Source organism: Bacillus manliponensis (assembly GCF_000712595.1).
Lineage (GTDB): Bacteria > Bacillota > Bacilli > Bacillales > Bacillaceae_G > Bacillus_A > Bacillus_A manliponensis.
Genome location: NZ_JOTN01000031.1, coordinates 1 through 26,827, shown reverse-complemented (window position 1 = coordinate 26,827; position 26,827 = coordinate 1). Strand labels below are relative to the sequence as shown.

Annotated in this window: 36 protein-coding genes; 30 read left to right on the top strand and 6 right to left on the bottom strand. The window is 35.4% G+C overall.

Translation table 11 applies throughout. From position 1 onward, the window contains the following. Positions 1–47: 47 nt before the first annotated feature. The 3 genes from BAMA_RS21565 to BAMA_RS23640 form a co-directional block, all read right to left on the bottom strand. Entirely contained in the window at positions 48–662 is a 615-nt protein-coding gene (locus BAMA_RS21565; RefSeq protein ID WP_034643548.1) for a hypothetical protein, read from the bottom strand. A gap of 257 nt (positions 663–919) precedes the next feature. Continuing rightward, positions 920–2,299 carry an outer membrane protein assembly factor BamB family protein gene (locus BAMA_RS21560; RefSeq protein WP_034643546.1) on the bottom strand — a complete coding sequence of 460 codons (1,380 nt, stop codon included), beginning with the start codon at positions 2,297–2,299 and terminating at the stop codon, positions 920–922. A 215-nt stretch (positions 2,300–2,514) separates the two neighbouring features. Next, complete coding sequence (locus BAMA_RS23640) at positions 2,515–2,883, bottom strand: helix-turn-helix domain-containing protein (protein WP_051759047.1); 369 nt, start codon at positions 2,881–2,883, stop codon at positions 2,515–2,517. Positions 2,884–3,260: 377 nt separating this feature from the next. Here BAMA_RS23640 and BAMA_RS21550 point away from each other — a divergent pair, with 377 nt between their 5' ends. Both BAMA_RS21550 and BAMA_RS25030 read left to right on the top strand, forming a co-directional pair. Then, positions 3,261–4,406, top strand: a complete 1,146-nt coding sequence (locus BAMA_RS21550) for an AimR family lysis-lysogeny pheromone receptor (RefSeq protein WP_034643543.1) — start codon at positions 3,261–3,263, stop codon at positions 4,404–4,406. A 42-nt stretch (positions 4,407–4,448) separates the two neighbouring features. Next, positions 4,449–4,598 (top strand): hypothetical protein, encoded by a 150-nt coding sequence (locus tag BAMA_RS25030; protein ID WP_200874714.1) that lies wholly within the window; start codon positions 4,449–4,451, stop codon positions 4,596–4,598. A gap of 297 nt (positions 4,599–4,895) precedes the next feature. Here BAMA_RS25030 and BAMA_RS21545 read toward each other — a convergent pair whose 3' ends face one another. After that, positions 4,896–5,246, bottom strand: coding sequence for a helix-turn-helix domain-containing protein (locus BAMA_RS21545; RefSeq protein ID WP_034643539.1), 351 nt, complete (start codon positions 5,244–5,246; stop codon positions 4,896–4,898). A 220-nt stretch (positions 5,247–5,466) separates the two neighbouring features. On the opposite strand from BAMA_RS21545, the gene BAMA_RS21540 reads away from it, so the two are divergent. From BAMA_RS21540 to BAMA_RS21455, 19 genes are all read left to right on the top strand, one after another. Further along, complete coding sequence (locus BAMA_RS21540; protein ID WP_034643536.1) at positions 5,467–5,652, top strand: helix-turn-helix domain-containing protein; 186 nt, start codon at positions 5,467–5,469, stop codon at positions 5,650–5,652. Between the two features lie 62 nt (positions 5,653–5,714). Then, positions 5,715–5,987, top strand: a complete 273-nt coding sequence (locus tag BAMA_RS21535; protein WP_034643534.1) for a helix-turn-helix domain-containing protein — start codon at positions 5,715–5,717, stop codon at positions 5,985–5,987. A 10-nt stretch (positions 5,988–5,997) separates the two neighbouring features. After that, positions 5,998–6,153, top strand: coding sequence for a hypothetical protein (locus BAMA_RS24655; protein ID WP_157406055.1), 156 nt, complete (start codon positions 5,998–6,000; stop codon positions 6,151–6,153). A gap of 4 nt (positions 6,154–6,157) precedes the next feature. Then, entirely contained in the window at positions 6,158–6,463 is a 306-nt protein-coding gene (locus BAMA_RS21530) for a hypothetical protein (protein WP_034643532.1), read from the top strand. Then, complete coding sequence (locus BAMA_RS21525; RefSeq protein ID WP_034643528.1) at positions 6,464–6,685, top strand: hypothetical protein; 222 nt, start codon at positions 6,464–6,466, stop codon at positions 6,683–6,685. It abuts the gene before it with no gap. A gap of 73 nt (positions 6,686–6,758) precedes the next feature. After that, on the top strand, positions 6,759–8,294 hold the full coding sequence (locus BAMA_RS21520) for an AAA family ATPase (RefSeq protein ID WP_034643525.1): 1,536 nt from the start codon (positions 6,759–6,761) through the stop codon (positions 8,292–8,294). Beyond that, positions 8,287–9,207, top strand: coding sequence for a RecT family recombinase (locus BAMA_RS21515; protein WP_034643522.1), 921 nt, complete (start codon positions 8,287–8,289; stop codon positions 9,205–9,207). The genes BAMA_RS21520 and BAMA_RS21515 overlap by 8 nt, the downstream gene beginning before the upstream one ends. Positions 9,208–9,385: 178 nt before the next feature. Then, positions 9,386–10,282, top strand: coding sequence for a DnaD domain-containing protein (locus BAMA_RS21510; RefSeq protein ID WP_034643519.1), 897 nt, complete (start codon positions 9,386–9,388; stop codon positions 10,280–10,282). Next, complete coding sequence (locus BAMA_RS21505) at positions 10,230–11,108, top strand: ATP-binding protein (RefSeq protein ID WP_034643516.1); 879 nt, start codon at positions 10,230–10,232, stop codon at positions 11,106–11,108. Before BAMA_RS21510 ends, BAMA_RS21505 begins: the two co-directional genes overlap by 53 nt. Before the next feature lies 1 nt (position 11,109). Continuing rightward, entirely contained in the window at positions 11,110–11,292 is a 183-nt protein-coding gene (locus BAMA_RS21500) for a hypothetical protein (protein ID WP_034643515.1), read from the top strand. Continuing rightward, entirely contained in the window at positions 11,273–11,782 is a 510-nt protein-coding gene (locus BAMA_RS21495; protein ID WP_034643512.1) for a YpiB family protein, read from the top strand. Before BAMA_RS21500 ends, BAMA_RS21495 begins: the two co-directional genes overlap by 20 nt. 14 nt (positions 11,783–11,796) lie before the next feature. Next, entirely contained in the window at positions 11,797–12,084 is a 288-nt protein-coding gene (locus BAMA_RS21490; RefSeq protein ID WP_034643508.1) for an AbrB/MazE/SpoVT family DNA-binding domain-containing protein, read from the top strand. Between the two features lie 15 nt (positions 12,085–12,099). Beyond that, a complete protein-coding gene (locus BAMA_RS21485; RefSeq protein ID WP_034643505.1) occupies positions 12,100–12,555 on the top strand; it encodes a hypothetical protein in 456 nt (151 codons plus the stop codon). Positions 12,556–12,779: 224 nt separating this feature from the next. Further along, positions 12,780–13,196: a DUF1064 domain-containing protein gene (locus tag BAMA_RS21480; protein ID WP_034643502.1), complete on the top strand. Its 417-nt coding sequence runs from the start codon at positions 12,780–12,782 to the stop codon at positions 13,194–13,196. Between the two features lie 14 nt (positions 13,197–13,210). After that, positions 13,211–13,912, top strand: coding sequence for a hypothetical protein (locus tag BAMA_RS21475; RefSeq protein ID WP_034643499.1), 702 nt, complete (start codon positions 13,211–13,213; stop codon positions 13,910–13,912). Positions 13,913–13,982: 70 nt separating this feature from the next. Beyond that, positions 13,983–14,816 (top strand): zinc-finger domain-containing protein, encoded by an 834-nt coding sequence (locus BAMA_RS21470; protein WP_051759046.1) that lies wholly within the window; start codon positions 13,983–13,985, stop codon positions 14,814–14,816. Position 14,817: 1 nt separating this feature from the next. After that, positions 14,818–15,216, top strand: coding sequence for a hypothetical protein (locus BAMA_RS21465; protein ID WP_034643496.1), 399 nt, complete (start codon positions 14,818–14,820; stop codon positions 15,214–15,216). Between the two features lie 112 nt (positions 15,217–15,328). After that, positions 15,329–15,967 carry a hypothetical protein gene (locus BAMA_RS21460; RefSeq protein WP_034643492.1) on the top strand — a complete coding sequence of 213 codons (639 nt, stop codon included), beginning with the start codon at positions 15,329–15,331 and terminating at the stop codon, positions 15,965–15,967. Positions 15,968–15,991: 24 nt separating this feature from the next. Continuing rightward, positions 15,992–16,366: an ArpU family phage packaging/lysis transcriptional regulator gene (locus BAMA_RS21455; RefSeq protein WP_034643488.1), complete on the top strand. Its 375-nt coding sequence runs from the start codon at positions 15,992–15,994 to the stop codon at positions 16,364–16,366. 52 nt (positions 16,367–16,418) lie between these two features. On the opposite strand, the gene BAMA_RS21450 is transcribed toward BAMA_RS21455, so the two are convergent. Beyond that, entirely contained in the window at positions 16,419–16,772 is a 354-nt protein-coding gene (locus BAMA_RS21450) for a BLB8/JUQZ-1 family protein (protein ID WP_235184498.1), read from the bottom strand. A 578-nt stretch (positions 16,773–17,350) separates the two neighbouring features. On the opposite strand from BAMA_RS21450, the gene BAMA_RS21445 reads away from it, so the two are divergent. After that, the gene (locus BAMA_RS21445; RefSeq protein ID WP_034643485.1) at positions 17,351–18,130 is read left to right on the top strand and encodes a hypothetical protein; all 780 of its coding nucleotides are present in this window, start codon (positions 17,351–17,353) and stop codon (positions 18,128–18,130) included. A gap of 207 nt (positions 18,131–18,337) precedes the next feature. Here BAMA_RS21445 and BAMA_RS21440 read toward each other — a convergent pair whose 3' ends face one another. Beyond that, entirely contained in the window at positions 18,338–18,784 is a 447-nt protein-coding gene (locus BAMA_RS21440; protein WP_034643483.1) for a PLAT/LH2 domain-containing protein, read from the bottom strand. Positions 18,785–19,689: 905 nt separating this feature from the next. Here BAMA_RS21440 and BAMA_RS21435 point away from each other — a divergent pair. The 8 genes from BAMA_RS21435 (at position 19,690) to BAMA_RS21400 (ending at position 26,758) form a co-directional block, all read left to right on the top strand. Then, on the top strand, positions 19,690–20,721 hold the full coding sequence (locus tag BAMA_RS21435; RefSeq protein WP_034643479.1) for a hypothetical protein: 1,032 nt from the start codon (positions 19,690–19,692) through the stop codon (positions 20,719–20,721). Between the two features lie 51 nt (positions 20,722–20,772). Beyond that, positions 20,773–21,117 carry an HNH endonuclease gene (locus BAMA_RS21430; protein WP_034643476.1) on the top strand — a complete coding sequence of 115 codons (345 nt, stop codon included), beginning with the start codon at positions 20,773–20,775 and terminating at the stop codon, positions 21,115–21,117. Between the two features lie 100 nt (positions 21,118–21,217). Next, a complete protein-coding gene (locus BAMA_RS21425; RefSeq protein ID WP_034643471.1) occupies positions 21,218–21,547 on the top strand; it encodes a phage terminase small subunit P27 family in 330 nt (109 codons plus the stop codon). Continuing rightward, the gene (locus BAMA_RS21420) at positions 21,522–23,300 is read left to right on the top strand and encodes a terminase large subunit (protein WP_034643552.1); all 1,779 of its coding nucleotides are present in this window, start codon (positions 21,522–21,524) and stop codon (positions 23,298–23,300) included. Before BAMA_RS21425 ends, BAMA_RS21420 begins: the two co-directional genes overlap by 26 nt. A 27-nt stretch (positions 23,301–23,327) precedes the next feature. Then, on the top strand, positions 23,328–24,542 hold the full coding sequence (locus BAMA_RS21415) for a phage portal protein (protein ID WP_034643468.1): 1,215 nt from the start codon (positions 23,328–23,330) through the stop codon (positions 24,540–24,542). After that, positions 24,520–25,287 carry a head maturation protease, ClpP-related gene (locus BAMA_RS21410; RefSeq protein WP_034643465.1) on the top strand — a complete coding sequence of 256 codons (768 nt, stop codon included), beginning with the start codon at positions 24,520–24,522 and terminating at the stop codon, positions 25,285–25,287. The genes BAMA_RS21415 and BAMA_RS21410 overlap by 23 nt, the downstream gene beginning before the upstream one ends. Beyond that, entirely contained in the window at positions 25,284–26,477 is a 1,194-nt protein-coding gene (locus BAMA_RS21405) for a phage major capsid protein (protein WP_034643461.1), read from the top strand. Before BAMA_RS21410 ends, BAMA_RS21405 begins: the two co-directional genes overlap by 4 nt. Before the next feature lie 41 nt (positions 26,478–26,518). After that, a complete protein-coding gene (locus BAMA_RS21400; RefSeq protein ID WP_034643457.1) occupies positions 26,519–26,758 on the top strand; it encodes a hypothetical protein in 240 nt (79 codons plus the stop codon). Positions 26,759–26,827 lie beyond the last annotated feature (69 nt).

Sequence of the window (26,827 nt, the reverse complement as noted above, 5' to 3'; positions counted from 1 at the left end):
GACTAGATTGTTTTTCAACAGTATGAAAAGAGCCATTTGGCTCTTTTTTATTGTGTTAAACGTTCATTTGCTATTTTTAAGTTATCCTCAATATCCTTTTTCATAGCTGTAACTAGCTTATTAGCTTCGGTTAGATTTTCCCCAGATAAAATATCCTCGTATCCCATATGGAGGCTATAGAGTGATCCTGCAGCAACAGATAAATTAAATGATGCATCTTGCATGTTCCCTGAGGGTATCTTGTCTTTTAGCTCACGCACTTCAGAGGTGAATTTAAAAGAGAATTGCCCAAACGTAGTTGAATCATAATTTTGACGTTGGGATTCAAATTCTGTGTTCAGTTCATGATATTTTTGTTCAATCTGCTTATATATATCTGTATATTCATTTTGATTTAATTGTGATGTCTCTTCATTTGTTGACTCTGTTGGTGTTGTTGTAGTTTCCTCGTCAGTTGGTTCTTGAGTAGGGGCTGCTTCTTCTGTTGATTGTTCTGACGTAGCAGCATTCTCTTCTTTAGATGATTCTTGAGTTGTATCTTCTTCTTTTTTAGTTAGCTCTGCTTGCTTAGGCTCGTCTTTTACTGTCTTTTCTTCACTACCGCATCCGGCGATAGTAAGTAAAGTACCACAAGCTAGAGTTGCCAATATTTTTTTGTTCATTGTATTTCCTCCGAGATTGATTATGTAATATTTGTAAATGTAGGATATCAGATTAAGAGGGGAGATATTGTCGTACAATGTCGAATGAAAATAATTACTTTAATAAATAACTGCACAAATGTTTTTCTAAGACAAAAAGAGATATATGGTCTTATTTTCTGATGAAACAAAGAAAGGACTACACTGTGATTAATGTAGTCCTTCATACCTTTTATGAAAACTAATAGGGCACATGATATTCGATTAGATGAATAGATTTATTGCTCTGGGCTATCCAGTTGACCAGATAATTGCATTAAAATCTCACGTGCTTCTTTCTTTTCTTCTTCTGTTAATTTAGCTTTCTTACTTTTGGATTCAAGAGTTTTTAATACTTCCATGTATGTACTTTCTCTTGTGCAGAACTTATCTTCATAAGGATCTCCTATTGCCATTATAGAATAATAAGTTTTATAATTTGGAAGGTGGTTATCTCCAGCTGTATATAAGGTTCCATCTTGTCCAATTGTTATGCCCCCAGCACTAAATTGTGATGGGGAATTAGGCATACTCCATTTTAATGTTCCATCTGGATTTACTGCAAACATTTTAAATGAAGTTTTAACATAAATTACCCCGTTTTTATCAATAACAGGTGAGTCCATCATCCTGCTACCAAAACCTGCGTAGTATTTCCATTTTAATGTATAATCAGGTTTATATGCATACAGATAACCATCACTAGCGATGTAAATAGTCCCATCAGTACTAGAGACTGTAGGTGCAGCATGGAAGGGGGTTTCTGCTTTAATCTCTTGTATAATATTCCCATTTTGGTCGAGTACATATAAATTATTATAAAGGTTAACTAATATTTCATTGTTTAACCCTAGAGTGAAGCTAAACCCGCCCGTTGATTTAAATTTCTTTTCCCATAATAAATTTCCTGCTTTATCATGGGCATAAAGATACCCGGTTTCTCCTTCGGCAGATAAAGAATAAATAGTTTCATTTTTTGAAATCAACATAGAGCCAGAGTTGATATTTCCACGAAATAATTTCTTTGATACCCACTTAATAGAACCATCAGGATTATAAGCTTCAATTCGATGAGCGTTGCGATTATGTATATAGATGACTCCTTCATTATCTATAACAGGAGTTGACTGAGCATTTGTATTTTCAACTTGCCATTTAATAGAGCCATCTGGATGTAAAGCTGTTAATTTGATACCTGCAATGTAAATTGTTCCATCTTCTGCTATAACTGGAGATGCATACATATATGCTATATCATCTTTGGTCCATTTAATAGAGCCGTCTTTATTAAATGCATATAATTTCCTATTTTGATTTCCTACATAAACAGTCCCATCTTTTCCAACAGCAGGCTGAGCATAAAATCGCTTAATACCGTGTCCATTTTCGTCTTTATAGTAAACTTTGTGTTCCCATTTTACTTTAGTAACATCAGTCCCAACATATGGAGAATTTTTATCCCAGTTTTGACCAAAAGGGGCCTCGGCAGTTAAATCATACTTCCCTTTTTCGAATTGTTCACCTTGTGTGTTAGTACTTTGCGCTGTTGCCACTGAAAGTGGAATACTTCCAACTATCATGACGAACAAGAGCAGCATGAACATAAATTTCTTTTTCATAAAGAACCTCCTGTTTTCTATATTATGTATAACAATCAATATAATAACATATTTAGATATAATTTCATTAATAGTATTTTAGGAAATTTATATTTAATAAGTTGTTTTCTTAATGGAGGGAGAAAGTTGTTATTTTCTCAACATTTTTTTGAAAATAACAAGAACTAACGTTCGTGTTTTGTGGTAAAATAATCCCAAGAGAAAAAGACCACACATTAGCGGTGATCTTTTACATCTTTTTTGAGAAAACGAGCATAGCGCATGACATTTCGTAAAATTTCGTCATGATGTTCCTCATCAACATCTGACATGATATCCATAAGTAATCCACATGCAGTAATGACTTTATCGGAAGCTATATAAGGAAGCTTCTCATCAGTTAAGCCGAGTAAAAAATCGGTAGAAACATTGAAGAATCTTGCATACTGGATAAGGACATCAAAGTCGGGTTCACGATGAGCATTTTCATAACTGTTAATGCTACTACGACTTACTGATAGTTTATCAGCAAGATCTTGTTGACGGAGTCCTTGCTCTTCTCTTAACATTGTGGCGCGTTGAGAAAAAATAGATAATGTTTTCATAAGAAAAATTATAGGCAGAATTTTCTTGCGTAACTATATTTGATTCATTTAGAGTCAAATAAATAATATAAGATTCTTAATGAATCGATTTAGTCTGAAAAAACTTTCTCAACATGATAAGTATATATATGGAAATAAGGTTTTGAATCTTATGATAAGATAATTTTAAAAGGAACATAAAAAAGACCCATAGTGCGCTTCAAAGGTGCTGCGAACACCGATGATGCCGTAACCCTAAAAGGCCTTAGGGAAAACATTTACCATGAGTCTAGTACATAGTATATCACAGCAAAGGGAATTAGTTCATCACAATGGTGCGTTTTCTTATTTCAAAAGTAGGGAAATGTGTCTTTGTTCCAAAAAGGGGGACAAAGTGAATGGAAGTAATATTAAGAAGAATGAAAAACAATTTATTAGCATCCGGAATTACAAATAAGAAATTGGCAATTGAATTGAAAATGCGAGAAAGTCGGCTTTCTGAGTGTCTTAATGGGAAAAGAACATTTGCTTTTTATTCTTTTTCACAGATATTAATAAATCATTTCACTAAAGATAATACATTTAGTAGATTAGCGATATCTGAATATTGCAAAACAATAAAAGGAAACATTAATATTCGGATAGCTTTAGAATATGCTCATGCAAGAGGAGAATTTGCTTTATTAAAATTATTGATTAAAAAAGCGAGGGACTCTAAGAATAAAGAAAATCATGATAGAGCTGACGTATACGAATTATTTTATAAAAGAGGTATGGAAGGTTTAGTTAAAAATAAATTACTCCAGGAAGTAAAAAAGTTAAAGGAAAGAGTAAAAACAGAAGAATTAAGGATCTTATTAGATATACTTCAGTGTTTAGGTTCCTATGATAAAGGTAGTTATGTGTTACTTCAGGAAGAGGCGTATCTAGTCCGAGATAAGATAGAGAAACAAATTAATGACAAAACTGGTTTTATGAAAGAGAGCTTTACGGCTAAGATTAATGATGTAATCCATATTGTGGATTTAACTATGGGGAATATAGAACAGGTTAGAAAGTATGGCGATGAATTAGTAGTATATTTAGATAGAATTAAGATGTTTCCTATATCACAAGCTAGTACACTATCTGCTATTGGAGAATCTTATATCTTTGATAACTATGAAAAATCACATAGTTACTTTTTACAGGCCCTAGAAGTATTAGAAAATAGCTTTAATGAAAAGATGATAGCAAAAAGAAATCGTATTATAGCAACACTGGACTTTCTTAAAATTTATTGGGATAAAGAATTAAATACGTTAACTCCTATTGATAATTCAGAAAAGGCTTATTTTGAAATTAAGAAAGGAAATAACGGAAGAGCTATAAAAATATTAAATGAAATTATAAAAGAAAGAGATCATTTGACAGCATTTGAAACTTGTTATCTTGGGTTAGCTAAGAATGATAAAGGATTGATTCAAGAGTCATTAGTTATGCTTGAGAGAAAAGGAAATATTTATTATTCGCAATTGCCTAAGAAAATATTAGGGATAATTTAGAATATATGTTACAATTTAGGTAAGATATTTTGGGGGTGCCATATGAAAAAAATCTTCAAAGTTATTCCAATGTTAGCCATAGTAGCTACTGTGTTACTTAATCCAATTAAACATGAACAACCTAAACAAGAAGCTTTTGGAAAGGTTGTCCCTTATTCTCAAGTTGATCCTGGTGGCGGTTCAGCTGGTTAAAATTTAAACAAACTAAAAGTTTTGAATGCGATTGTCTCTTATGAGGCAATCGCATTCGTGCTTTTATGAGATATTCACTTTTTTAAAGATGAATAATGAAAGTGGAATTTATGGAAAAAAAAGTAAAGATAGGGGAATGGGAGCATGGAGAAAAAAGAGCAATTACATAAAATCAGAGAAGCTTTATTGATTTTAAAAGAAGAGGAGAAAAAAATGCATTTACTTGATATATTATTAAATCGCTCAAAAGAAAGAGCTATATAAAAAAGAGACTATCCATTTATTGGGTAGTCTCTTTTATGATTTTTTTGCTTTTTCGTATTGCAAGAACATTTCTAATTGCTCCCAGGCCTTTTTCCTCATTTCAGGATCTAGTTCATTAATAGCATCTAAAATTTCCTGAGCTTCTCTTGTTAATTCAAAATCTTGATCTGCTGTTAACTCAGGAACTTCTGAAGAACCTAATAAGTAGTCTGTAGTAACTTTAAAATAATTAGCTATCTTTTGTAGAGTGCGTGTCCCGGGAGTTTTTTTGCCCTCTACATAATAATAAATAGAAACATGACTAAGACCAATCGCATCAGCTAATTGTTGTTGAGTAATCCCTCTTTTATCAATTAACTCTTTTAATCTCGCTTTATCAAACACAATAAGCACCCCAATGTATTTTATATTATTTTTTGTAACGTCATTTTTATTTTATATAACTTTAATGTCATTATATATTAACTGACAGTTAAGTGGAATGGTGAAATTTATATAAAATGTTTTTTATTCTTTTTTAAAAAAGTTTAATAAAAAACTTGAACTTAACTATAAGTTAAGTTATTATGAGTTTAACAACAAAAACGGAAGCGAGGAGTTGCTTATGAAAACTCTAAAGGAGCTACGTGAAGAAAAAGGGTATACATGTAAGGAAGTAGCTCTTGCCGTTGGTATAACAGAGGTCTATTACTGGTATATAGAAAACGGAAAACGTCGTCCATATTATGATTTAGTCGTTAAGATTGCAAATTTTTTTGGGGTAAGATTAGATGTAATCAAAATTTTTTAGTCTCAACTTAACTTAAGTTAAGTTGAGGCTGGTTAAGAGAAGTTAAGAAGGAAGGTGTAGAAATGACAATCGAAGAGCAAATTCAACAAGCAGTTACTAAAGCGATTGAGCCACTAATAGAACTTTTACATAAACAACAGTCACCAGTGGTTCACCAGAAGCCACTTCTTACATTGGAGGAAGCGATGGAAATCTTAGGTGTTGGAAAGAATCGCATGTATGAAATTGTTAAAACTGATGGATTCCCAGCCTTTAGAGAAGGTAAGAGATGGATGATTCTCACAAGCAAATTTTATGAATGGATGGAAAAACAGGCTGAAAACAAAGTGGTATAGGAGGTATGAAATGGACCCGGAAAACCCACTCAATATAATGATTTTCTATGCAGCGATAGTGTTAATTTTAGGTGGAACAACGATTTTATGCAACTTTATTGAAAGTATATTAGACGAGCATGATCGTTTGAAAGCGGAAAATGAACAATTACGGAAGGGGAAATAGAGTTATGAGTATACATCGAGTGTTACCAAAGCATCGAGCAAAAGCACAAGAACGTATCACATTCGTTAATCATTGTATGGCACAACAACGTCAAGCGTTGGTTGAAAAAGATGAAGTAGCTTTTCATAAGTGGGTAATAGACGCAAGGCTGGCTAGGCGGGAACTTGCTGAAATGTACAGAGCCAAAGAGCAGTACAATCAAGAACATGAGCGTATACGAAACGTGATTCGTGAACTGAAAAGTCGTGGTGTGAAGGTGGAAATGGTTCAACGAGTACACAATATAACGCTTTGTGAGGAGGTGATATAGATGCTTGAAAATCCAATGTCTATGCACAGTGGTTATGGTAAGCCAGATCCACAGGAACAAGAAGGTATTGTTACAAGTGCAGTTGATATTGAACATCTACAGCAAGTAATAAGTAAAGCTGTTGGGATTTTACAAGAGTGTCCAGAAGATGCAAGCTCTGAGGATTTAAACGGGAGCATTAATGAAGCGTTGGAATTGTTGCAAAAGTATTCGGAGCAATAAAAAAGAACCCATTGGCCGTGGGTTCCCTTAAACAAATATATTTAACAGTATTTTATCACAAGGAGGACATAAAATGCACGTTCAATTTAAATCGATTTCTATCAGGAATTTCAAGAATCATTCGAATTTAGAGATTTTATTTTGTGATATCACTTCAATCGTTGGGCGCAATGGTGGTGGTAAGTCAACGATTGCTGAAGCAATCACATGGGTGTTATATGGTACGGATCCATTCGGAACAAAAATTGAAGTGAATCCAATCCACGATGCTGATGCAGAAACAAAAGTTGACTTTCTTATCCAGGTAGATAACAAAGATATTTTAATCGGTCGCAAACAAAAGAAAACAGCACAATATTTTATCAATGAAGTACCAAAGAAAGCGAAGGAGTTCGAAGCTTGGGTGGATGGGTTAATTGATAAACAAGCATTTCTTTCATTGTTCAATCCTAGTTTCTTCAGTTCACAGCATTGGCAAACACAGCGTGAACAACTTTTATCATATGTAGGTGAGCCGTTAAAGAAGGAAGTATTCGCTGAATTACCAAAACTGCAGGTGGAGTTACTCGAAGGAAAATTGAAGAAGCATTCCTTAGAAGATTTACAAAAGGTGTATACAGAGCGAAAAAAGGTGCATGAAAAATCGCATGAGCGTGCATCTGAAAGAGTGATCACTTTGCAGGAACAATTTGATAAACAAAAGACTGAACAAGGTGAAATTGATGTAGTAGCAATTGAGCAGCAATTAGTCGATTTAAGAAAAGAGCGTTCTAAAATCGATGAACAAGTTCGCGATTCGAAGCAGCAACAGCAAGCATATACGCAAATACAATACAAAGTTGATGGTGTGCAGCAAGCAATTGAAAAGCAAAAGAGTGTTGTACTGGACATTAAAGGCGAAAAAATTCCAGAAGCATGTCATACATGTGGCCAGGAGTTGCAAGGTGAGGCGTTAGGAAAGGTGAAACAAAATCGCATCGATCGTTTTGAAAGAGCTAAGCAAACGGGGAAAAGTTTGGTTACAGAATACGCTGAGTTGGTAGCTGAATTTAAGAAGCTTTCACCAGTAGAAGTGGACTTAACACAAACAAGCGAATTAGACAGTCAGATTTTCTCTTTGAATGCATCATTACAGAAGGCAAATAGCCTACAGATATTACAGAAAGAAATCGATGAAGCTGCAGTAACAAAAGAGCAGATCCGAAAAGAAAAAAATGAATCAGTTGCTATTCTCGATGCAATTAAAGCATTCAGGACAAAGCGTAGTGAATTGATGGTCGAGAAAATCAAGAGTTTATTTACAACAATTGATGTACAGCTATATGAAATATTAAAGAACGGTGAGGAACGTGCAACATTCGAAATTTTAATGGACGGTAAGCCATATAGTCGCTTATCAACAGCAGAAAAAATTAGAGCTGGATTAGAAGTGATTGAAGTATTGAGAAAGCAATCAGAGCTTATTGTACCAACGTTTGTTGATAATGCGGAAAGTATTTTACATTTTGAAAAACCAGTTGGCCAACTTATTGTGGCCCAGGTACAAGATACAGAATTTATGGTTCAAGCAAAAACAATTAAAAACAAGGAGGAAATTGTAAATGTCTAAGAATCAAGTGGCAACAGCACCAAATACACAAGCAGTTATCGGGAACTTTACTCAATCAGAATTAGATACATTAAAAGGTACAATCGCATCCGGAACAACAAATGAACAGTTCGCATTATTCGTTCAAACGTGCGTCAATTCAGAACTAAATCCATTTTTAAATCACATCTTTTGCATCGTATATGGCGGTAAAATGAGCATCCAAATTTCTGTGGAAGGTGTGCTTCACCTAGCGCGACAAAAGAGCGGTTATAAAGGCATCGATGTTCAAACAGTTCATGAAAACGATGAGTTCGAAGCAGAACGATCAGACGAAGGAGAGTGGCTTATTAAAAGTCATAAAGTGAAGTTCCCTCGAGGGCAAGTAGTTGGGTGCTATGCGGTAGCGCAACGTGAAGGATTTAAAGATGTCGTAGTACTGATGGAAACAAATGAAGTGGACCACATGAAGACTGGTAATAACAAGCATATGTGGAACAACTGGTACAACGATATGTTCAAAAAACACGCAATGAAGCGTGCTGCTAAATTACAGTACGGTATTGAAATTAATGAAGATGAAGCGGTCGGTTCGAATCCGGTAGATCAAGTGGATGCATACGAGTCAGGTGCGCGTGTAGATATTACGCCAAATCAAATCCAAGTCGAAGAAGGAAAATCTGTTACACAAGTATCAGAGCGAGAAAATCAATGGTTCTCAATTAATGAAAAGCTGAAAGAATACGGTATGACAAAAGATGACTTAAAAACAATTATTCAAGAAAAGTTCAATAAGAAGCCAACTGATTTATCGCTTCAACAAATTGCCGCGCTTTCTAAGTTTATCGATTTGGAACATATAAAACGTCAGAAAGAGCAAGAGCCGATGGTTATTGAACAGCCCGAAATGGACTTCGATATGGATATTGACTGATGAATAATAAGTCCAATGTGCTTCTCTCCTCGAAACTTTGGGAGAGAGCACAAACGAAAGAAGAGTTGAAGCAGTCAATTGCACGGTATATACAAACCGGTTACCCATGTTATCGGATAAAGAAAGTTGTTAAGGACGGAGAGTTTTACATCGCGATTTGCACAAGGGGGTAAGCGGCATGAGTAATGCTGTATCTGAAATTGGAGAATTGAATTTGAAAGGGAATGTAGTCGATCATGAATGGTTTAACTATTTAACTTTTAGCAATGGGAAACCACACATTGTGGCCATTATGGTTTTAAGCGAAGTTGTCTACTGGTACAGGCCCACTGTTATACGTGATGAAACAAGTAGCAAGATAACTTATAAGAAAAAATTCAAATCCGATAAGTTGCAAAAAAATTATGATCAATTGGCCGAGACATTTGGCTTTACCAAGTTACAAGTTAAAAGAGCATGTGATTTTTTGACTGATATGAAACTTATTAAGGTTGAATTTCGGACTATCAAGATAGACGGTAAGACCCTCAATAACGTGATGTTTGTTGAACCAATAGCTTCAGAAATCAAGAAAATTTCTAGTATGTATCAAAGCGAACAAGAAGACCCTGTTGACTCAGAAGTAAAGAGGGTCCCTACTTCTAAGTCAACACCCTCCTTACTTGAAAGTAAAGACCCTAGTTACTTAGAAGTAAAGACAAATACAGAGACTACTACAGAGAATACAACAGATATTGTAGTAAGTAGTAGTAATGCCCTTTCGTTCTATGAACATAACTTTGGTTTTTTAAACCCATACATGGCAGATAGCATCATCAAGTGGGTAGAAGATACAAACGAAGAACTTGTTATGGCAGCAATGGAAATCGCATTAAAACAGCAAAAGAAATGGAATTATGCTGAAGGGATTTTAAAGCAATGGGTTACAGCAAATATAAAAACATTGAATGACGTTAAAGCGGCACAAGAAGAGTTCAAAAAAAATAAAAAAAGAAAAGGAAAAGTAAAGGACGGTGTATCAAATGGGCGAGCTAAAGCGAATGGGGACTTCCTCACGAAATACGATTTCTCGTAAAGCTACAAATAAGGCAATAGAGAGATATCAGCTGTCTACGAAACGCTGTAAAAATATATTTTTGGTCGGTAAAGAAAACCTGAAAGATATATGCAATAAAAGCATGTTAATCGATAAAGAAACCGGACAAGAGTTTTGTCCACAATGCAAGTCAGTAGAAAACGAAGATCAGCAACTAGCTAAAGAAACATTAGCGATTAAAAAGAAAAATGAAGTCATTCATTTATACGATGCTTTTGCTGATAACAGTTTAATTAATCCGAAGTTAAAGAAAGCAACCTTTGATAGCTATATACCACCAACAAAAAAATTAGCTGATGCCAAAAAATTCATGGAGGGTTTTGTGGGAAATTTCAATCCTAATGAACCAACTAGCATCGTCATTACAGGTAACTATCGTGTTGGGAAAAGTCACTTGTGTGTAGCGGCTACGAAAGAGCTTATGGGAAGAGGATATAGTGCGATGTTTATCGAGATGAATGCCCTTTTCACAAAAATCACTTCTACCTGGAATAAAAATAGTGAATTAACAGAGGACAAGTTGATGTCCGTTATTGCAAATGTAGATGTACTTGTTCTGGATGACTTTGGTGCTGAGTGTACTGAGAAAGATGCGGACGGAGTGACCTGGAAAAAGACGAAGACAAAAGACATTCTTGAGCGTAGGTTAGGAAGAACCAATTTGTTTACTACAAACTTTGGAGTTATGGAGTTGGCTAGTATGTACGGTGAGCGTGAGTTTAGCCGGATTATGGAAGATACCCAAGTGTTAAAGATGTACGGAGAAAATTACAGCTTACGGAACTTCAAAAAGGAGAGTGAATGATATGTGTTTACAGTGCAATAACACTGGCGTTATCCGTAAAGAAACGTATCCAGGTGTAATCGAGACAAGCGGTTGCAATTGTGAAGTAGCAAAGCAGCAAGAAGCAACATATTGGGAGCGTTGGAATAACTGGCTTGATCACTTTGAAAGGTCGGTGCAAATGCATGAGCAACGTGTCGGTTGAACAAAAGAAAAAGTTCTTGCAGTGGTTTTTAGATAATTACTTGCTGAAATGGCGTGAAAGCATGTGGATACTTACTTACCTTTTGAGTAACGAGATACTACTGAAGAAAGTCCGTTTTGTAGAAGAAGCTGAAAATGGGTATCCACGCGCACTGTTTATATCAGCACAGTGCGTAAAAACTACACCATTACTGTTTTATAAGAACAATGAAGCTGTTAGTGAGAATCCGGAACGTGCTTTTAATAGTATTCGTCTCAACCGCGACGAGGATATTTACATTGAATTGAATTTTAATGATCGCTACAAGGTAACTCAATTTTTAGAGGTCCTGGAAGATGAGACCTCGGATGAAACGGATTTGGTAGATAAAGAACTTCAAGAATTAGAAAGCTTCATTCAGGAAATGCAGTTGATTGGGAGAAGACAGCTTATTGATCGTGCGCTGGACCAGAGGGATGAAGAACTGTTTAAAAAACTGGTAGCAAATTAAAGGGGAGCAGGAACATGAAGAATACAGGAATCGTAAGAAAAATTGATGAGCTTGGCCGTGTGGTAATTCCAAAAGAGCTTCGTAATACATTAGGTTTACCTGAGGGAACACCGCTTGAAATTTATGTAGATGGTAAAAATGTTGTGCTTGCAAAGCATGAAAAGGTTTGTGTAGTAACTGGTAAAGCATCTGATGCAAATATAGAGTTGTTCGGTGGACAAGTAGTGGTTAGTCAAAAGGGAGCTAAGTTACTGATAGATTCAATTCTTCGGGAAGGTGAAAAACGAGGTTGGCTTGATTAAGAAGGGGGAATGAGGATGACTCCATTATACAAATTCCAGCTTTCGACTATCTTCGAAGGCTGGAAATGTGAATGTATTCTTACAGCTGATTCAGAGGAACGAGCGAAGCAAATGTATTATCAAAAATTTAGTGAAGGTCAGTTTGAAATGCCATATCAGGAGTTCGTGAAGTTTATCCAGTGTAAGTACTTGGAGCATGTAGATATTACACAGGTTTTTAGTAAAGAAAAGCTATTCCAGAAAATGTGTGAGCAGCGAAAAATTCCTTTTGCATACATGGGGATGCGTGTTGAAGTAACTGGTCGAATGGGCACGATCGTTGGGAGCTGGAAGAAAAACTTGTACGTAGTATTTGATGGGAATCCGGACAAGTTCAATTGTAATCCTTGGTGGGAAATTGCTTATTTTGATGAAGATGGAAATGTTGTGAGAGATTATCGAAAAGGTGCTTATACTCTTGGAGTTATGTAAAAACAAGCATAAAAAGAGCTAGGATTTCTCCTAGCCAAGTATAGGGTATTTTGCCGACAGATAATTAATCGACTCCTTTACATTATAAATCTACTGTTGTGGATATAGTTGGTTTTATGGAAATCTTTACAAAATCTCAACAAAAGGGGATGAAATATGATGAATTTAGTAGAAAACGGTGTTTATGAAATTACTAGATTACTAGCAGAAGTGAAGGCTGGAAAATGAGTAAGTACAACAATAAAAAAGTAGAGTTGGATGGTCATGTTTTTGATAGCAAAGCTGAGGCAGATTATTACAAAGGGTTAAAAGTTCGGCAAGCTGCAGGTGAGATTATAAATTTTGAAATACAACCATCTTTTGTCCTACAACCAGCGTTTAAAAAAGGTGAGAAGGCATTCCAAAAGATTACATATAAGGCAGACTTCATGGTTTACCTTCCTAACGGTGAAGTAGAAGTCATTGATATAAAGGGTATGGTAACTGAAACCTTCGGTGTAAAAAGAAAATTGTTTGAATACAAGTATCAACACTTGCAACTCATTCTTTTGAAGCATGTGCAGAAATACGGCGGTTTCATTACTTTGGATGAGTATAACAAATTGAAGCGCGAAGAGAAAAAACAAAAACAAGCTAAATAAAGGGAGCGGATCACATGTCATATATTGAATTCAAACCAACGTTAAAGAAAGTAAATCTTAAGCCAGATGGTAAGAAAGAAATTGTTTTAGAAGTAACAAACACTTCGTTGAATGGTAAGTTGGATGCTTTATCTGAAATGATTGATATGAAAGTGGATGTGTCTCTTGAATCATTAACTGTTAACTATAACGTAACGTTAAATGCTAAAACGAATAAGCCGATTAGAGAATATGAAGTGGACGATAAAGGTGTTGTGCAAGAAGTGAAGCCAGCATTTGAGCAGCTGGAGGCAGACTTTGATATTCCGGAAGAAAATATCCCAACTCGTGAAGAAAAGGAACAAGCTGATCGTGAAATTATCGATGCATTCATTCTTAGTGGTTTAGCACCTACCTTTGATGGAATGTCAAATAAACTTCCGGAGATTGTAAGGCGTCGTCTTGAGGGAGAATCCTATTTAAAATTAGCCAATGAATTGAAAATGTCTTCTGGTCAAATTGTAGAAATGATTGATGAATATCGTAAGCGCCTGGCTCCATTAGCGATGAAGTGGAACGAATGGAAGGAAAAGCAACCAGAACAGTCACAGCAGCCGCAAGAAGAGAAGGAAGATACACCAGCAGAAGAATCGGTTTCTGAGACTGAAGAAACACCTGTGGATGATTGTGAAGTAACTGACGAGGACAAGCCTTTTGATGAAGAATTAGAAGATTAATATAAAAAGTTTGGTAGTATGGCAGATTTGCTGTGCTACCAAACAACCATTTCACTTGTGGGGTGACGGGTTGGGTAAAGAAGAGAAGCGAAAGATAAGACTTCAAATTTCAAAAGTGTTAGATGAAAATTGCAAAGGTTGTGAAGTTTTACCTAAGGGGTTGCATTGGCGGAAGAAAATTGATTGGTGCTATGAAAATTGTCCCATTGGTAAATCATTAAGGGAACTCGGTAAAGCATTGGATAGCGAAGGGAGAACGGATCAAATGGCTGAAGAGAGAAACTGGAATCAATTGTGTGAGAAAGCTGAGAAGCTACGGGAACAGAACCTTTCTTGGGCAAAGATTGCCGATCATTTAGGGATTGGCGAAAGCACATTATATTACCACATTTCGAAAAGACGCGAGCCATCAGAGAAGCGTGTGGGCGTTGCGAAAGAGAATACAAGTATAAAACCTTCAATTAGACAGAAAAAAGCTGAGAAAACGCTCAGAGGCCACTCGGAAATCACGTCTGAAGTTACAACTCTTTCAAGTGAAACGATGATGGAGTTAAAAAAATTAAAAGAGCAAGTGAAATTTACAGTAGAGGAAAACAATTTGCTAAAACAAGAGAAAGAGCAACTGCAGAAAGAGTTACTGGCTGAAACTAAGATGCGCTTGCAGGCAGGAGAATATACCGAGTTTTATCAGAATCAATACCATCAATTAGAAGAAGACTATGAAACATTGAAAAACGAATTCAATTTGCTGAACGAGAAGAAATGGGAATTAGAAAATCAATTGCGTAAAGCTCATGAAAATTTACGTTTGTCCGAAGAAATCGTTAGCCAGGAACGTGAACACCGTCTTGAATTACAAGGTAGGTCACAAGCATTAGGTATGGCTTTAAAGGCGGTCTTATGACATGAAGCTAACGAAAGAAGAACGAATCAAACTTACTTATGAGATTGGTGACATTATTGAGCAGAAGTGTAGACGGTGTGTATATAACAGAACGGACGACGCTTGCTTTAATGTGAGCGTTTGTCCAAGCTGTCCTACCTATAAGGAATTACGTCAATTGGGTAGATATTTTGATACAGATTCTAAGGGACGTGGTGGTAGGAAGAAGGATATACCAGAAGGCCTTACGCCTGAAAAGGTTCGACAGATGAATGAACAAGGTATTCCGGATAAAGATATTAGTTTTATGTTTGATCGTAGTATTTCATATGTCAGTAAGTTGAAGAAGTATTGGCAAAAGCAAGGGCTTTGGAAGGGAACAAGACGTACTTGGAAGGGGAAAAGACATGATATGAATTGAAACTCTCTAAGGGCGTATAGAGAATTGAAAGTTGTAAATTTGAATTTAAGGATATGTTTGTTATTATCGTAAGAGGTAAGCAGGTTAAATCTGATGAAAGGGAAGATGTATAGTGATTAAAAAGGTTATTTTTTATATTTTGGCTTTTATATTAGGTACGGCTATTTGGGTGATATTAGGGATTGTAAATCCAAAATTGGGTGAAAGTGTAGGATCAATATTTATGAGTATGTACCTGTTGGTAGCATACTATGATTTTATGAATAGTCCAATAGCAAGACAGAAGGTTTTGCATAATAAAAAAGTGGAATCTGCAACGTTATATGGCTGGGTCACGGGAAAACATAAAGGGTATTATCAATTAGAGAATAAAATATTTCAGGGGGGAGCAAAAAAAGAATTTTTAGATAACTTGAGATTGATAAGGTATCAACTTTTAAAGTTAGGAAAAGAAGATGCAAAATTATTACAAGCGCATCTAAAGGTTTTGGATAAAAACGAATCCTATATGGAATTTTTCCTTAAAGTGATAGCCTCCTTGGTAGTGGGATTGTTTTTGTGGTATGTGAAAAGTTCAATATTTACAGGAACAACTACCGATCATTTTGAAGAATTAGTCGATTCTGTAACTTATGGATTTTTCGTGCTGATTACAATAGCCTCATTAATTGGGAATAACCTGGAGTATTGTTATAAGACGAGGATATTAATAGAATTACTAGATTCAATAGAAGATGAAGAGTACTTGTAATTAGAAAAAGGAAGGGGCGTATCGATGGAGCAAATGTCATTCTTCGAAGACATCGATGAAAAGGAGATGCGTAGGCGTGTAATTAAGGAATTGAAAAATTATAAAGCGCTACGGGTTCGAATGCAAAACATAGAAGAACAGAATCAAGCAGGATACGATATTCTTTTTCCGAAAATGAAAGAAGATCAGAAGCATGAAATGAAATTTAGGCAGATTGAAAGAACATTAAGTTATGCGCTTGATGAGGATGAGCGTAAAATAGTTGAGTTAAAGTATCTGGGTGATAGAAAAGTGAAAGATTCATATGTTTATAATGAGTTGATGATGAATAGAGATCCGTTTTATGAAAAGAAGGGGAGTGCAATTCGATTGATTGCTACTGCGTTGGGGATTATATGAAATTTTAATGATAGATACCCGTATAATATTAATACGGGTATCTAAATATTTCTTAGTATTCAGCTACAATATAATATATAGCAACTACATTTCCACTCTTATCGAGTACACGACCTTCAGCAAGTCCTGGACCATGGGCAGTTACTTTTCCTGTTTTTGAGTTTACATAAATTTCATCGTCACTAAACAATACATATTTATATCCGGATCCTTGAGGTTCCATTCTTTCAGATTTACCTACTTTGAGGTACATATCATGGTAGCTTGTAGCAGTTTTAGCAATAGATTGCTTTGACTCTTGATTCTGAACAGCAGCTTGAGTATCTGTAGCTAAAAAAGTTCCTAGGCCACTAAGCCCTAATGTAGTTGCTAATGCAATTCCAGCAAGCTTTTTCATTTTTAACATCATAAAACCTCCTAGTATTTTTAATAAGGTTGTCCCTTACAATTCCGAGTCTACTTCTAATGAATAATAACTGTACATAAAGAAAAAATTACAGTATTATACAATTTTTCTGCTTTTTGTATAATTATTATGTTTACTTGTATGTAACATTTTTTATTGGTTGTTATTGAAATGAAAGTAATTAGTGATTATGCAAATTTAGTATAAATAATATTTGTTTTAATATTTAGATAGAAATTGAGAAAAATTGTAAAATGATTTTGGTTATTATTTGTTTAAAAGTAAACTATGTTAGCATGAAAATGCAATTATAGTCTTTTGTGCTACATTAGGTTTGTTCATGTCGTTCTTTAGCTCTGTCATAAGGCGGAGCTTTTTTAGTTTTACAATAAAGAAATGTATAGCCTATAGTTAGAACTGTAGGGAATGCAGAAGATGAGCGTTGATTAATATGGATTAAATATCTCTACCATATGTTTACTTTGATTTTAATGAAAAGGAAAATATAGGTTTATCTTTAATGTTTAGTTTATTATAATTATATATTATGGTTAAATAATTTAAAAAGGAGTGTAAAAATGAATAAAAAGCTATTCTTTTCATTAGTGGCTGTTTTAGCTGTATTTACTTTAACTTTTAGTAACTCATCTTTGGCAACAGAAGAACAAACAATTGATTTTAGTGGTGGATTATTGGATAATAAGACCCTTCGATTAGGTACTTATCTACCAGATTTACGATTGGATGCTAAGAAAGTAACAGATAATGACCTTACAACATATGATCCTCTAGGTAAGTATGATTCTGGCGGCTCTCGTATGGATCATCTTGTATATAAATTTGAAAAACCTGTACGCATAAAAGCGTTTAGGCTGAAAACAGAAAGTCCAGAAAGTAAATTACGACTATATTTGATTAAAGGTAGCCATTATGAGACTGTCGAGGTTTCAACAAAAGATGGTTCTTTACAACAGCTGGATGAAAAATATAAGGATTATGATGTAAATACGATAGCTTTGCATAATGTAGGCAATATTGACGAGAAAATTTATGAGTTCAATGTGTATACAGAAATCCCAGAAACGACTGAACCAGAGACAACTGAACCAGAGACAACTGAGCCTGAGACAACTGAACCAGAAACAACTGACGGGCAGGTTGTATTGAGAATTCAAATGTTAGATGGTCTTGAAAAAGAATACAAAGTTAGTGCCAGTGAAGCTGATAAGTTTAAAAACTGGATTGAAAGCAGGTTGAATGGCAACGGAGAAGCAATTTATACTTTTAGTAATAAGGAATTTAATAGAACAGAACATATCATTTACGATAAAGTACTGTACTTTGAAATAAAAAAGTAGTTAGTGACCTTAAATGAGAGATTTTAGAAGGGGTAAGCCCTAAATTGTAAAGGGGAATTAATTGATGATGAATCGGGATCCTTTTTACGAGGAAAAAGGTAGTGCTATTCGGTTAATTGCTACTGCTTTGGGGATTATATAGAACAATCTTTTAGTAAAGTAATAAAAGCACTCCAATATTGATAGAGTGCTTTTGTTTTTATCTAATTAGCTATTGTAGGAGCCTGAACTACTATCACCTAACCAACTATTGACACCGAATGATTTACCATTTATTTTAACCGATTCAACATACCATCCAGGTTTATGGCCTGAACCATCTTGATATAAACGAATACTTGTAACTTCACCAACATCTTTTGCAATTACATTAAAAATATCTTCGTCGCCGTTTTCGAAGTTATCTTGTCCATTTCCAAGGGCAATTGGTCCGGTACTTCCATTTTTTCCGTAAATAGTAATAGTTACATTTGCATCGGTACCAGCATCTGTTTCTGTACCGGTTTTAACAACGATATTGTATGACTTATTACTTTGGGATGCAGTAGAGCCAGAACTGAAAGATGTTGCTGCACTAGCCTCAGATGTTCCAACTAATCCTAGTCCGCTTAAACCAATTACTCCTGCTAACGCTAATTTTGTGAATTTTTTCATTTCAAGACCTCCTAGTATTTTTGTAAGGTTAACTTCTTACAAGAGATAGTTTACAATTTCTTTTGTAATGATTGTGAAATGAAAAAATACATAATTCTACATTTTTTTGATTTTTAGTATATTAATACTTTTTATTGTTTGAAAATGCAAATCTCCTCTATTGTTATTGTGCTGAATATTGGTTGTTTGAATAAATATTTTTTGTTTTAATATTTAGATAGTAATTGAGAAAAAATGTAAATTTATTTTCGGAATATCTAATTAAAGTAATAGGTTTTATTCATGTGAAAAATACAATTATGGCCTTGTGTGCTGTTTATGTAGATGTTGTATATTAAATTTGTTTATACTGTTCATTGGCTCTGCTTTTATAGCAGAGCTTTTCTATTTTACCGATAAAAAGGGGGACAATTTTGGGGATATTTTCGGGGATTTTTCAAAGTGAATCTAATATTACGCTATACCTATACTGTTCTTTGACAAAAGAATAGCTTGTGGGGATAGCGGTTCCTCGTTACCAAAACGTTACCCGGTTAACAGCGGGGGATAAAGTGGATTTTAACTCTTAAAACACGCATATTAATGCTTATTATATATTTACAAGCTGTAACGTGTAAGTTGTTACAGCTTGTTTTGATTATGCTTCTTAATAAGTTAAGAGGATGTTCTTGATTTATAAGATGTATAAGACTTATGTAACTTCACGTACCGTAATATAAATAAAAAAGAATTGTGCTAAATACAAGCATTCATTCGGGTGCTTTTTTATTGATATGTGAGCCAAGGAGTAGATGATTATGCAGTGAGTATATATTGCTTTTCGATAATTCGGTGGAATATTATGGGGGAAAAATGTATAATTAAATATATTGTTATTTAAATATATTTAAAGAGGTGAAGTGTGAATGAGAAAATATTTTATAGTCTCTTTATTAAGTGCATTTTTGTTTAGCTTGTCTTTAATTTTCATTGATTCCAATGAAGTTCAGGCGGCTACCCTTGGCCAACAATTATCACAGCCAGAAGAAGATTGGAAAAGGTATGAAGATGATAGCAGTGAAATAGAGTATAAGGGCACAGGGTGGGAGCGCCACCCAGGTTATACAACAGGACAAACTAAAAAGGATTATTCAGGATCTGTACGTTTTGTTTTTTATGGTACAAAGTTGAGAGTGTTATCATACAGTAATGATTCTGATTTCCATGGTACATCCTTTGCGTCTTCAGTGGAGATAAAAATAGATGGGGTAGCCGAAAACTATAGAAATGATATTGTTGGGAGACAATATCAAACGCTTGTATATGAAAAACAAGGATTGGAAAAAGGGTATCACGTCGTAGAAATAAAGACAATAAAACCAAGGAGTAGAGGATTAAATATCGATGCTATTGATGTAGATTCAGATGGTTATTTGGTCCCTATTGGAACTGAAATCCCTAATGAAATTGAATCTCCTGTTCTGGAAGGGGCTGTAACTGAGGAAGGTCATGCTCTAACTTGGAAGGCAATTGAAGGAGCGAAAGGGTATAATGTAAAGCGAGCATTAAATGCTGGCGGACCTTATGAAACGATTGCAAGTGATGTAACAACTAATTCTTTTGTAGACAAAGATATTAAAAAAGGAACAAAATATTTTTATGTAGTAACAACTGTTATGAATGAAGGAGAAAGTAAAGTTTCCAATGAAGTTACGTTAACATCAGAGGAGAATAGTAATGTTACATTAACACTCCATTTATCTAACAATCATATAAAGGAATACGATATAACAAAAGCTGAATTTGAAAAGTTCCTTGATTGGTTTGATAAGAGAATGAATGGGGAAGGTAAAGCTTATTATGTGTTTGAAAAGAAGGTAGATGGTAAGCCTTATCATACGATAAAAGAATATATAGTATATGATCAAATAGTTTGGTTTGAGACTAAGGAATATTAAGCATCCATTTGGGTGCTTTTTATTTTGAGAGGAGTGAAGTGATGATGAACCATGGTTAACCATAAACAGTATGACAAGTATAGACGTAATAAAGAAGCGAAGAAGTTCTATGATAGTAAAGCCTGGCGCGACTGTAGGAAGTTAGCTTTGATACGGGACAACTATCTTTGTCAGGAGTGTTTGAACAATGATTCCATTATTTCTGCTGATATGGTCCACCACATAAAAGAGCGTACTGATCATCCAGAACTTGCGCTTGCTTTGGATAACTTAGTTAGCTTGTGTAACGCATGTCATAACAAAGAACATCCTGAAAAGGGTGGAGGAAAGAAAAGTAAGAAGCAAAAACGAAGGGTTCCGGTTGTAAAGGTAAGGGCAAACAAGGAGTTAACATAGCCCCCCTACCTTTAAAGTTATTTTTTGAATCTCTCCAGACCGGCGACCCCCGTCATACGTACCACGAGTGATTTTTTCATGAAAGGGGGATAAACCGAAAATGGCCGTACCATCAGCAAAAGTTTTACGAGAATATTTAGGTGAAGATTATGAGGAATCGGATGAGGAGTTAATTAAGCTTTATGTTGAAACGCATCAGTTTTATAGACGTTTACAGAAAGAAGTAAAATCCTCTAAATTGATGTATGAATACACGAATAAAGCGGGTGCAACCAATATGGTGAAGAATCCCCTTTCTATCGAACTCACAAAAACTGTGCAAACATTAAACAACTTATTAAAATCCTTGGGGCTCACGCCATCCCAACGTAAGAAGTTAAACCAAGGAAATGGATCTGGTGAAGATGACGACGATTTCGACGACTTCTAAGCCTTCAGAAATAGCAAAATGGTATAAAAAATGGCGTGAAAAGCAGGTAAAACACTTTTATATTCTCGAAAAACCATCTCCCAAAGTAAGAACAACTTGGTATGCTGAACAAGTTGTTAAGGGAAATATAAAGGCGAGTAAGAAAAATATTTTATCTTGCCAGCGACACTTAAATGACTTGGAGAGGCAAGAGACAGAAGAATTTCCTTGGGTCTTCGATGAAGAAAAGGCTCATCGACCTATTCGTTTTATTGAAAAATATTGCCGTCCATCAAAAGGTGATTATAAAAGTTTAATCCTTCAGCCTTGGCAACATTTTGTTATTGGCTCTTTGTATGGATGGGTTCATAAAGATACAGGATACAGGCGCTTTCGTGAGGGCCTTATTTTTATTGGCCGGAAAAACGGAAAAACAACAATGATTTCTGGATTGTCTAACTATGCTGTATCAAAAGATAATGAACCAGGTGCTCGTGTATATGTTTTGGCCAACACGAAACAACAAGCTGGGGAATTGTTTGATGAGAGTCGGGCAATGGTTCAAAAATCACCACACCTTCGAAAGCATTTACGAGAAAACCAAAAAGGTATCTTTTATGATAAGACGCATTCAAAGATTGAACCACGTGCGTCCGATAGCAAAAAGTTGGATGGTTTAAATACACATCTTGGTATTTTTGATGAAATTCATGAATTTACGAACTTTAAGTTAATCAACGTTATCAAAAAATCTCGTGGTGCGCGAAAGCAGCCGATGATTGTGTATATTACAACAGCAGGCTATCAACTTGAAGGACCACTTGTGCAATATTATGAAATTGCAACGGATGTTTTAGAAGGTGTTATTGATCAGGATAGAAAGTTCTATTTCATGGCTGAAATGGATAGCGTGGATGAAATTGAGAATCCTGAATTGTGGATTAAAGCAAATCCAAACATGGGTGTTTCATTAGATCTTCCGTCTCTTATCGATGATTGGAATACAGATAAGCACACAGAAGCAGAAAAAAATGACTGGATTACCAAGCAGTTTAATATCTTCGTAGACAACGATGAAATGTCGTTTATCGGAGTTGAGGTATTAAAAAGAAACGAAGAAGTTTTAGATATGGATTCGTTAATTGGACGAGAATGTGTAGGGGGATATGACTTATCCTCTACAGAGGATTTTACCAGTGCGTGTTTAGAGTTTCCTTTGGAGGATGGGAATGTTTTTGTGTTATCGCATAGTTGGGTTCCACAGGCTAAGGTAGATAAGGACAATGAAAGCATTGACTATAAAGAGTTTGAGAAAAAAGGTTGGTTAACAATACTTCCTGGTGAATATGTAAAGTATGAATATGTTTATGAATGGTTTGTAGAGCATTCTAAGCAATATTTCATTAGAAAAATTACTTATGATCCAGCAAATGCTTATCGTTTAAACGAAGACTTAAAAACATACGGGTTTGAAACAGAAACTGTTCGTCAGGGGCATTTAACTTTAAGTCCAGCACTAAAAGATGTGAAGGAACTATTGTTAGATGGAAAAGTGATAAGCAACAAGAACCGACTTCTACGTTGGTATATGAACAATGTAAAGCTGATTGAAGATAGGAACGGAAACTTTTTACCATCCAAACAGAGCAAATATAGAAAAATCGATGGCTTTGCAGCCCTTTTGAATGCTCATACAGAAGTAATTCCAATGCTATCGCAACCACAAGGAAATGGAGATATTTCATTTGTATCAGTGAACGATTTATTTAAATAAAAAATGAGATTGAAAGGTGGTAAGAAGTTGAAATGGTTTAATCGATTTAAGGCAGCGGCTAAAGGTGCGACAGCAGGATGGAAAGGTAGTTTATATGACTTTTCTTCATGGTTTGGCAAGAAATTTTGGGGTATCGATAATTCGAAATTAGCTACAAATGAAACAATTTTTAGTGTAATTAGCCGATTGGCAAATACGGTTTCATCTTTACCTTTAAAGCTCCATCAAAAATATGATGTAGTTACGAATCAAGCAGCTGATGTGGTTATTAATAATCCTAATCAAAATATGACAGGATTTGATTGGATAAACAAACTTGAAGTTTCAAGAAATGAAACGGGAAATGCATATGCAGCTATTATACGTGACATTCGTATGCAAGTAGAGGCATTAATACCTATTGATTCAGTCCATGTAACACCTTTTTTAAACATGGATGACAGCAATTTGTGGTATGAAGTGCGTGGAATAGATAATACTTATTATTTGCACAACATGAATATGTTTCATGTCAAACACATCACAGGTGTTCCAAGATGGAAAGGAATTAGTCCTCTTGATGTATTACGAAATACGTTAGAATATGACAAGGCAGTACAAGAATTCAGCTTGTCAGAGATGCAGAAGAAGGATAGTTTTATTCTTACTTATAATGCCACTGTAGATAATGAGAAAAGACAGCAAATTGTAGACGATTTTAAGCGTTTTTATCAAGAAAACGGTGGAATCTTATTTAGAGAACCAGGTGTGACTATTGAGGAAATTGATCGTAAATACTTTGCGTCAGACACGTTAGCATCAGAGCGGATTACCCGTTCACGAGTTGCTAACGTTTTTAATGTGCCTGTGTCTTTCTTAAATGATACTGAAGGGCAGAGTTATGGCAGTAACGAACAGTTAATGATTCAATTCGTACAAATGACTTTAACGCCAATAGTCAGGCAATATGAACATGAAATGAATCGAAAATTACTAAATAAAGCTGAGAGAGAAGAAGGATATTACTTTAAGTTTAATCTTGGTGGTTTATTAAGAGGAGATACAGCAGCAAGGACCGCATATTATCAGGCAGCAATTAGAAGTGGATGGTTATCGCAAGACGATATTCGTGAAATGGAGGACAAGCCACCTCGTGGTGGTAATGCTTCGAAACTTTGGGTAAGTGGTGACCTATATCCAATTGATATGGACCCAACTCAGCGGAAGGGGGTGAACGAGAATGGGAAAAAACAAACAGAATAACTTTTTTCAAATGAAGGCGTCTGTTGATGGTAAATCGGCAGACATTTTTATTTACGGGGAGATTACAAAATATGCGTGGGAAGACTATGGTGAGGTATCTTCTATCATTTTCAAGAATGAATTGGAAGCTTTGGGTGATGGAATTGAAACTATTAATCTGTACATTAACAGTCCAGGCGGTAGTGTATTTGAAGCAATGGCTATGATTGCTATGTTGCAACGACATCCGGCAGATATTATTTCACATATTGATGGAGTGGCTGCATCTTGTGCATCGGTTTTGCCAATGATTTCAAAGCGAATTATTATGCCGTCTAACTCATTAATGATGGTTCATCATGCAATGACAGGAGCCTGGGGGAATGCTAAACAGTTGCGAAAAGCAGCTGATGACGTAGAGCGTATTAGCAAAGCGATGTGTCAGTATTATTTAGATCGAGCGGGAGACAAGATGTCAGAAGAATCCTTGTACGAAATGCTTGAAGAAGATACCTGGCTAACGGCCGAACAGTGTTTAGAATTAGGCCTTTGTGATGAAATTGCGGAAGCTAATCAAGCCGTTGCTTACGCGTTTGATGACAAGTGGGCAAAACAATATCAAAATGTACCAAAACAATTGTTACAGTTTCAATCCTCTAAGCCAACAATGAGTGAGGATGAAAAGGTATTGCGTGAAAAGATTGCTGAAGAAGCGAAAGCTAATGCGGAATATATAAATACAATTTTAGGGGGAATTCATTTATGAAAAAGCAATTTAAATTATCTATTGGTAACTTTCAATTTTTCTCGAAAAATACTTTGTTTGAGTTAAAGCAAAACTTAGCCACAATTGGCCAGCAGCTGCAAAAAGTAGAAAATGAGCTGGCTCAAAAGGCTATTGATACAACAGCTACAATGGAGGATATTCAAGTTTTACAGAAGTCTAAACAAGATTTGCAAATGCGTTTTAGTGTAATTAAAGAGCAGCATGACAGTATGGAGGCCGAACAAAAAGCGCAATTTCAGCTACAACAAAAACAGTTAAATCCAGGTCTTAAAAGCGAAGATCCAAAAGCACGAATGATAGCGGCAAAAGCAGACTTAATCCGTGCAACAATGAATAAACAAGCCGTTCCAGCAGAGGTGTTACAAGTGTTAGGTGATGATAATACCACAGGCGGAAATAAGTTCTTACCAAAGACAGTTTCTAATGAGATTTTAGTAGAGCCACTAGTCAAAAATCCGTTACGAGGTCATTCAGCGGTTACTAATATCACAAATTTAGAGATTCCAAAGTTGAATTTCACTCTAGATGATGACAATTTTATTGCTGATAAAGAGACTGCAAAAGAGCTAGAAGCTACTGGCGATGTAGTTAACTTTGGTCGTCATAAATTCAAAGTGTTAGCGGGTGTTTCTGAGACTGTGCTGAACGGCTCTAATGCTAATTTAGTATCTCATATTGATAATGCGTTACAATCCGGTGTGGCGGCTAAGGAGAAAAAAGTCGCATTTGCAATTACTTCAAAGGCTGGGGAAGAGCATATGTCTTTCTATAAATCAGGAGTTAAAGAGATTACAGGGGGTAACATGTTCGATGCAATTACAGACGCACTAGCTGATTTACATGAGGATTATCGTGAGAATGCGAAGATTTTTATGCGTTTCCTAGATTATAAGAATATTATTAAAGAACTTGCAAATGGAAGTGCGACTCTTTATACTGCTCCACCTGAACAAGTGCTTGGAAAGCCAGTCGTATTTTGTGACTCAGCGGTAAGTCCAGTAGTTGGTGACTTTAATTTCTCTCATTTCAACTACGATTTAGATGCGCTTTATGATCGTGATAAAGATGTGAAAACAGGTATCGAACAGTTTGTTGTTACCGCTTGGTTTGACCATCAAATTAAGTTGAAATCAGCGTTCCGTATCGCGAAGGTAGTAGCCACTCCTTGATAAAAGGGTGGCTACTTTTTGTGAAAAGGCGGTGAGATTTAATGGCTTACAAGGTGTTGAATGATTTTATAGAAAAGGAACATGATAACAAGTTTTATAGAAAAGGTGAAACGTATCCGAAAGAAGGTTTTAAGATGGTAGCAAAGCGCGTTTCATTTTTGCAATCTATTCATCCAGAATATAATGTAGCTTTTCTTGAAAAGAGTGAGAATGTAACAAAGGCAGCCCCGAAAGAGAAGAAAACACAGGGTTCTAAAGCAGAAAAGGATGGTGAATCCTAATGTTGAACCTTGTAAAAAAGAAATTAAGAGTTGATGGAAATGAAGAAGATGAAGATATTCAGCTTCTTA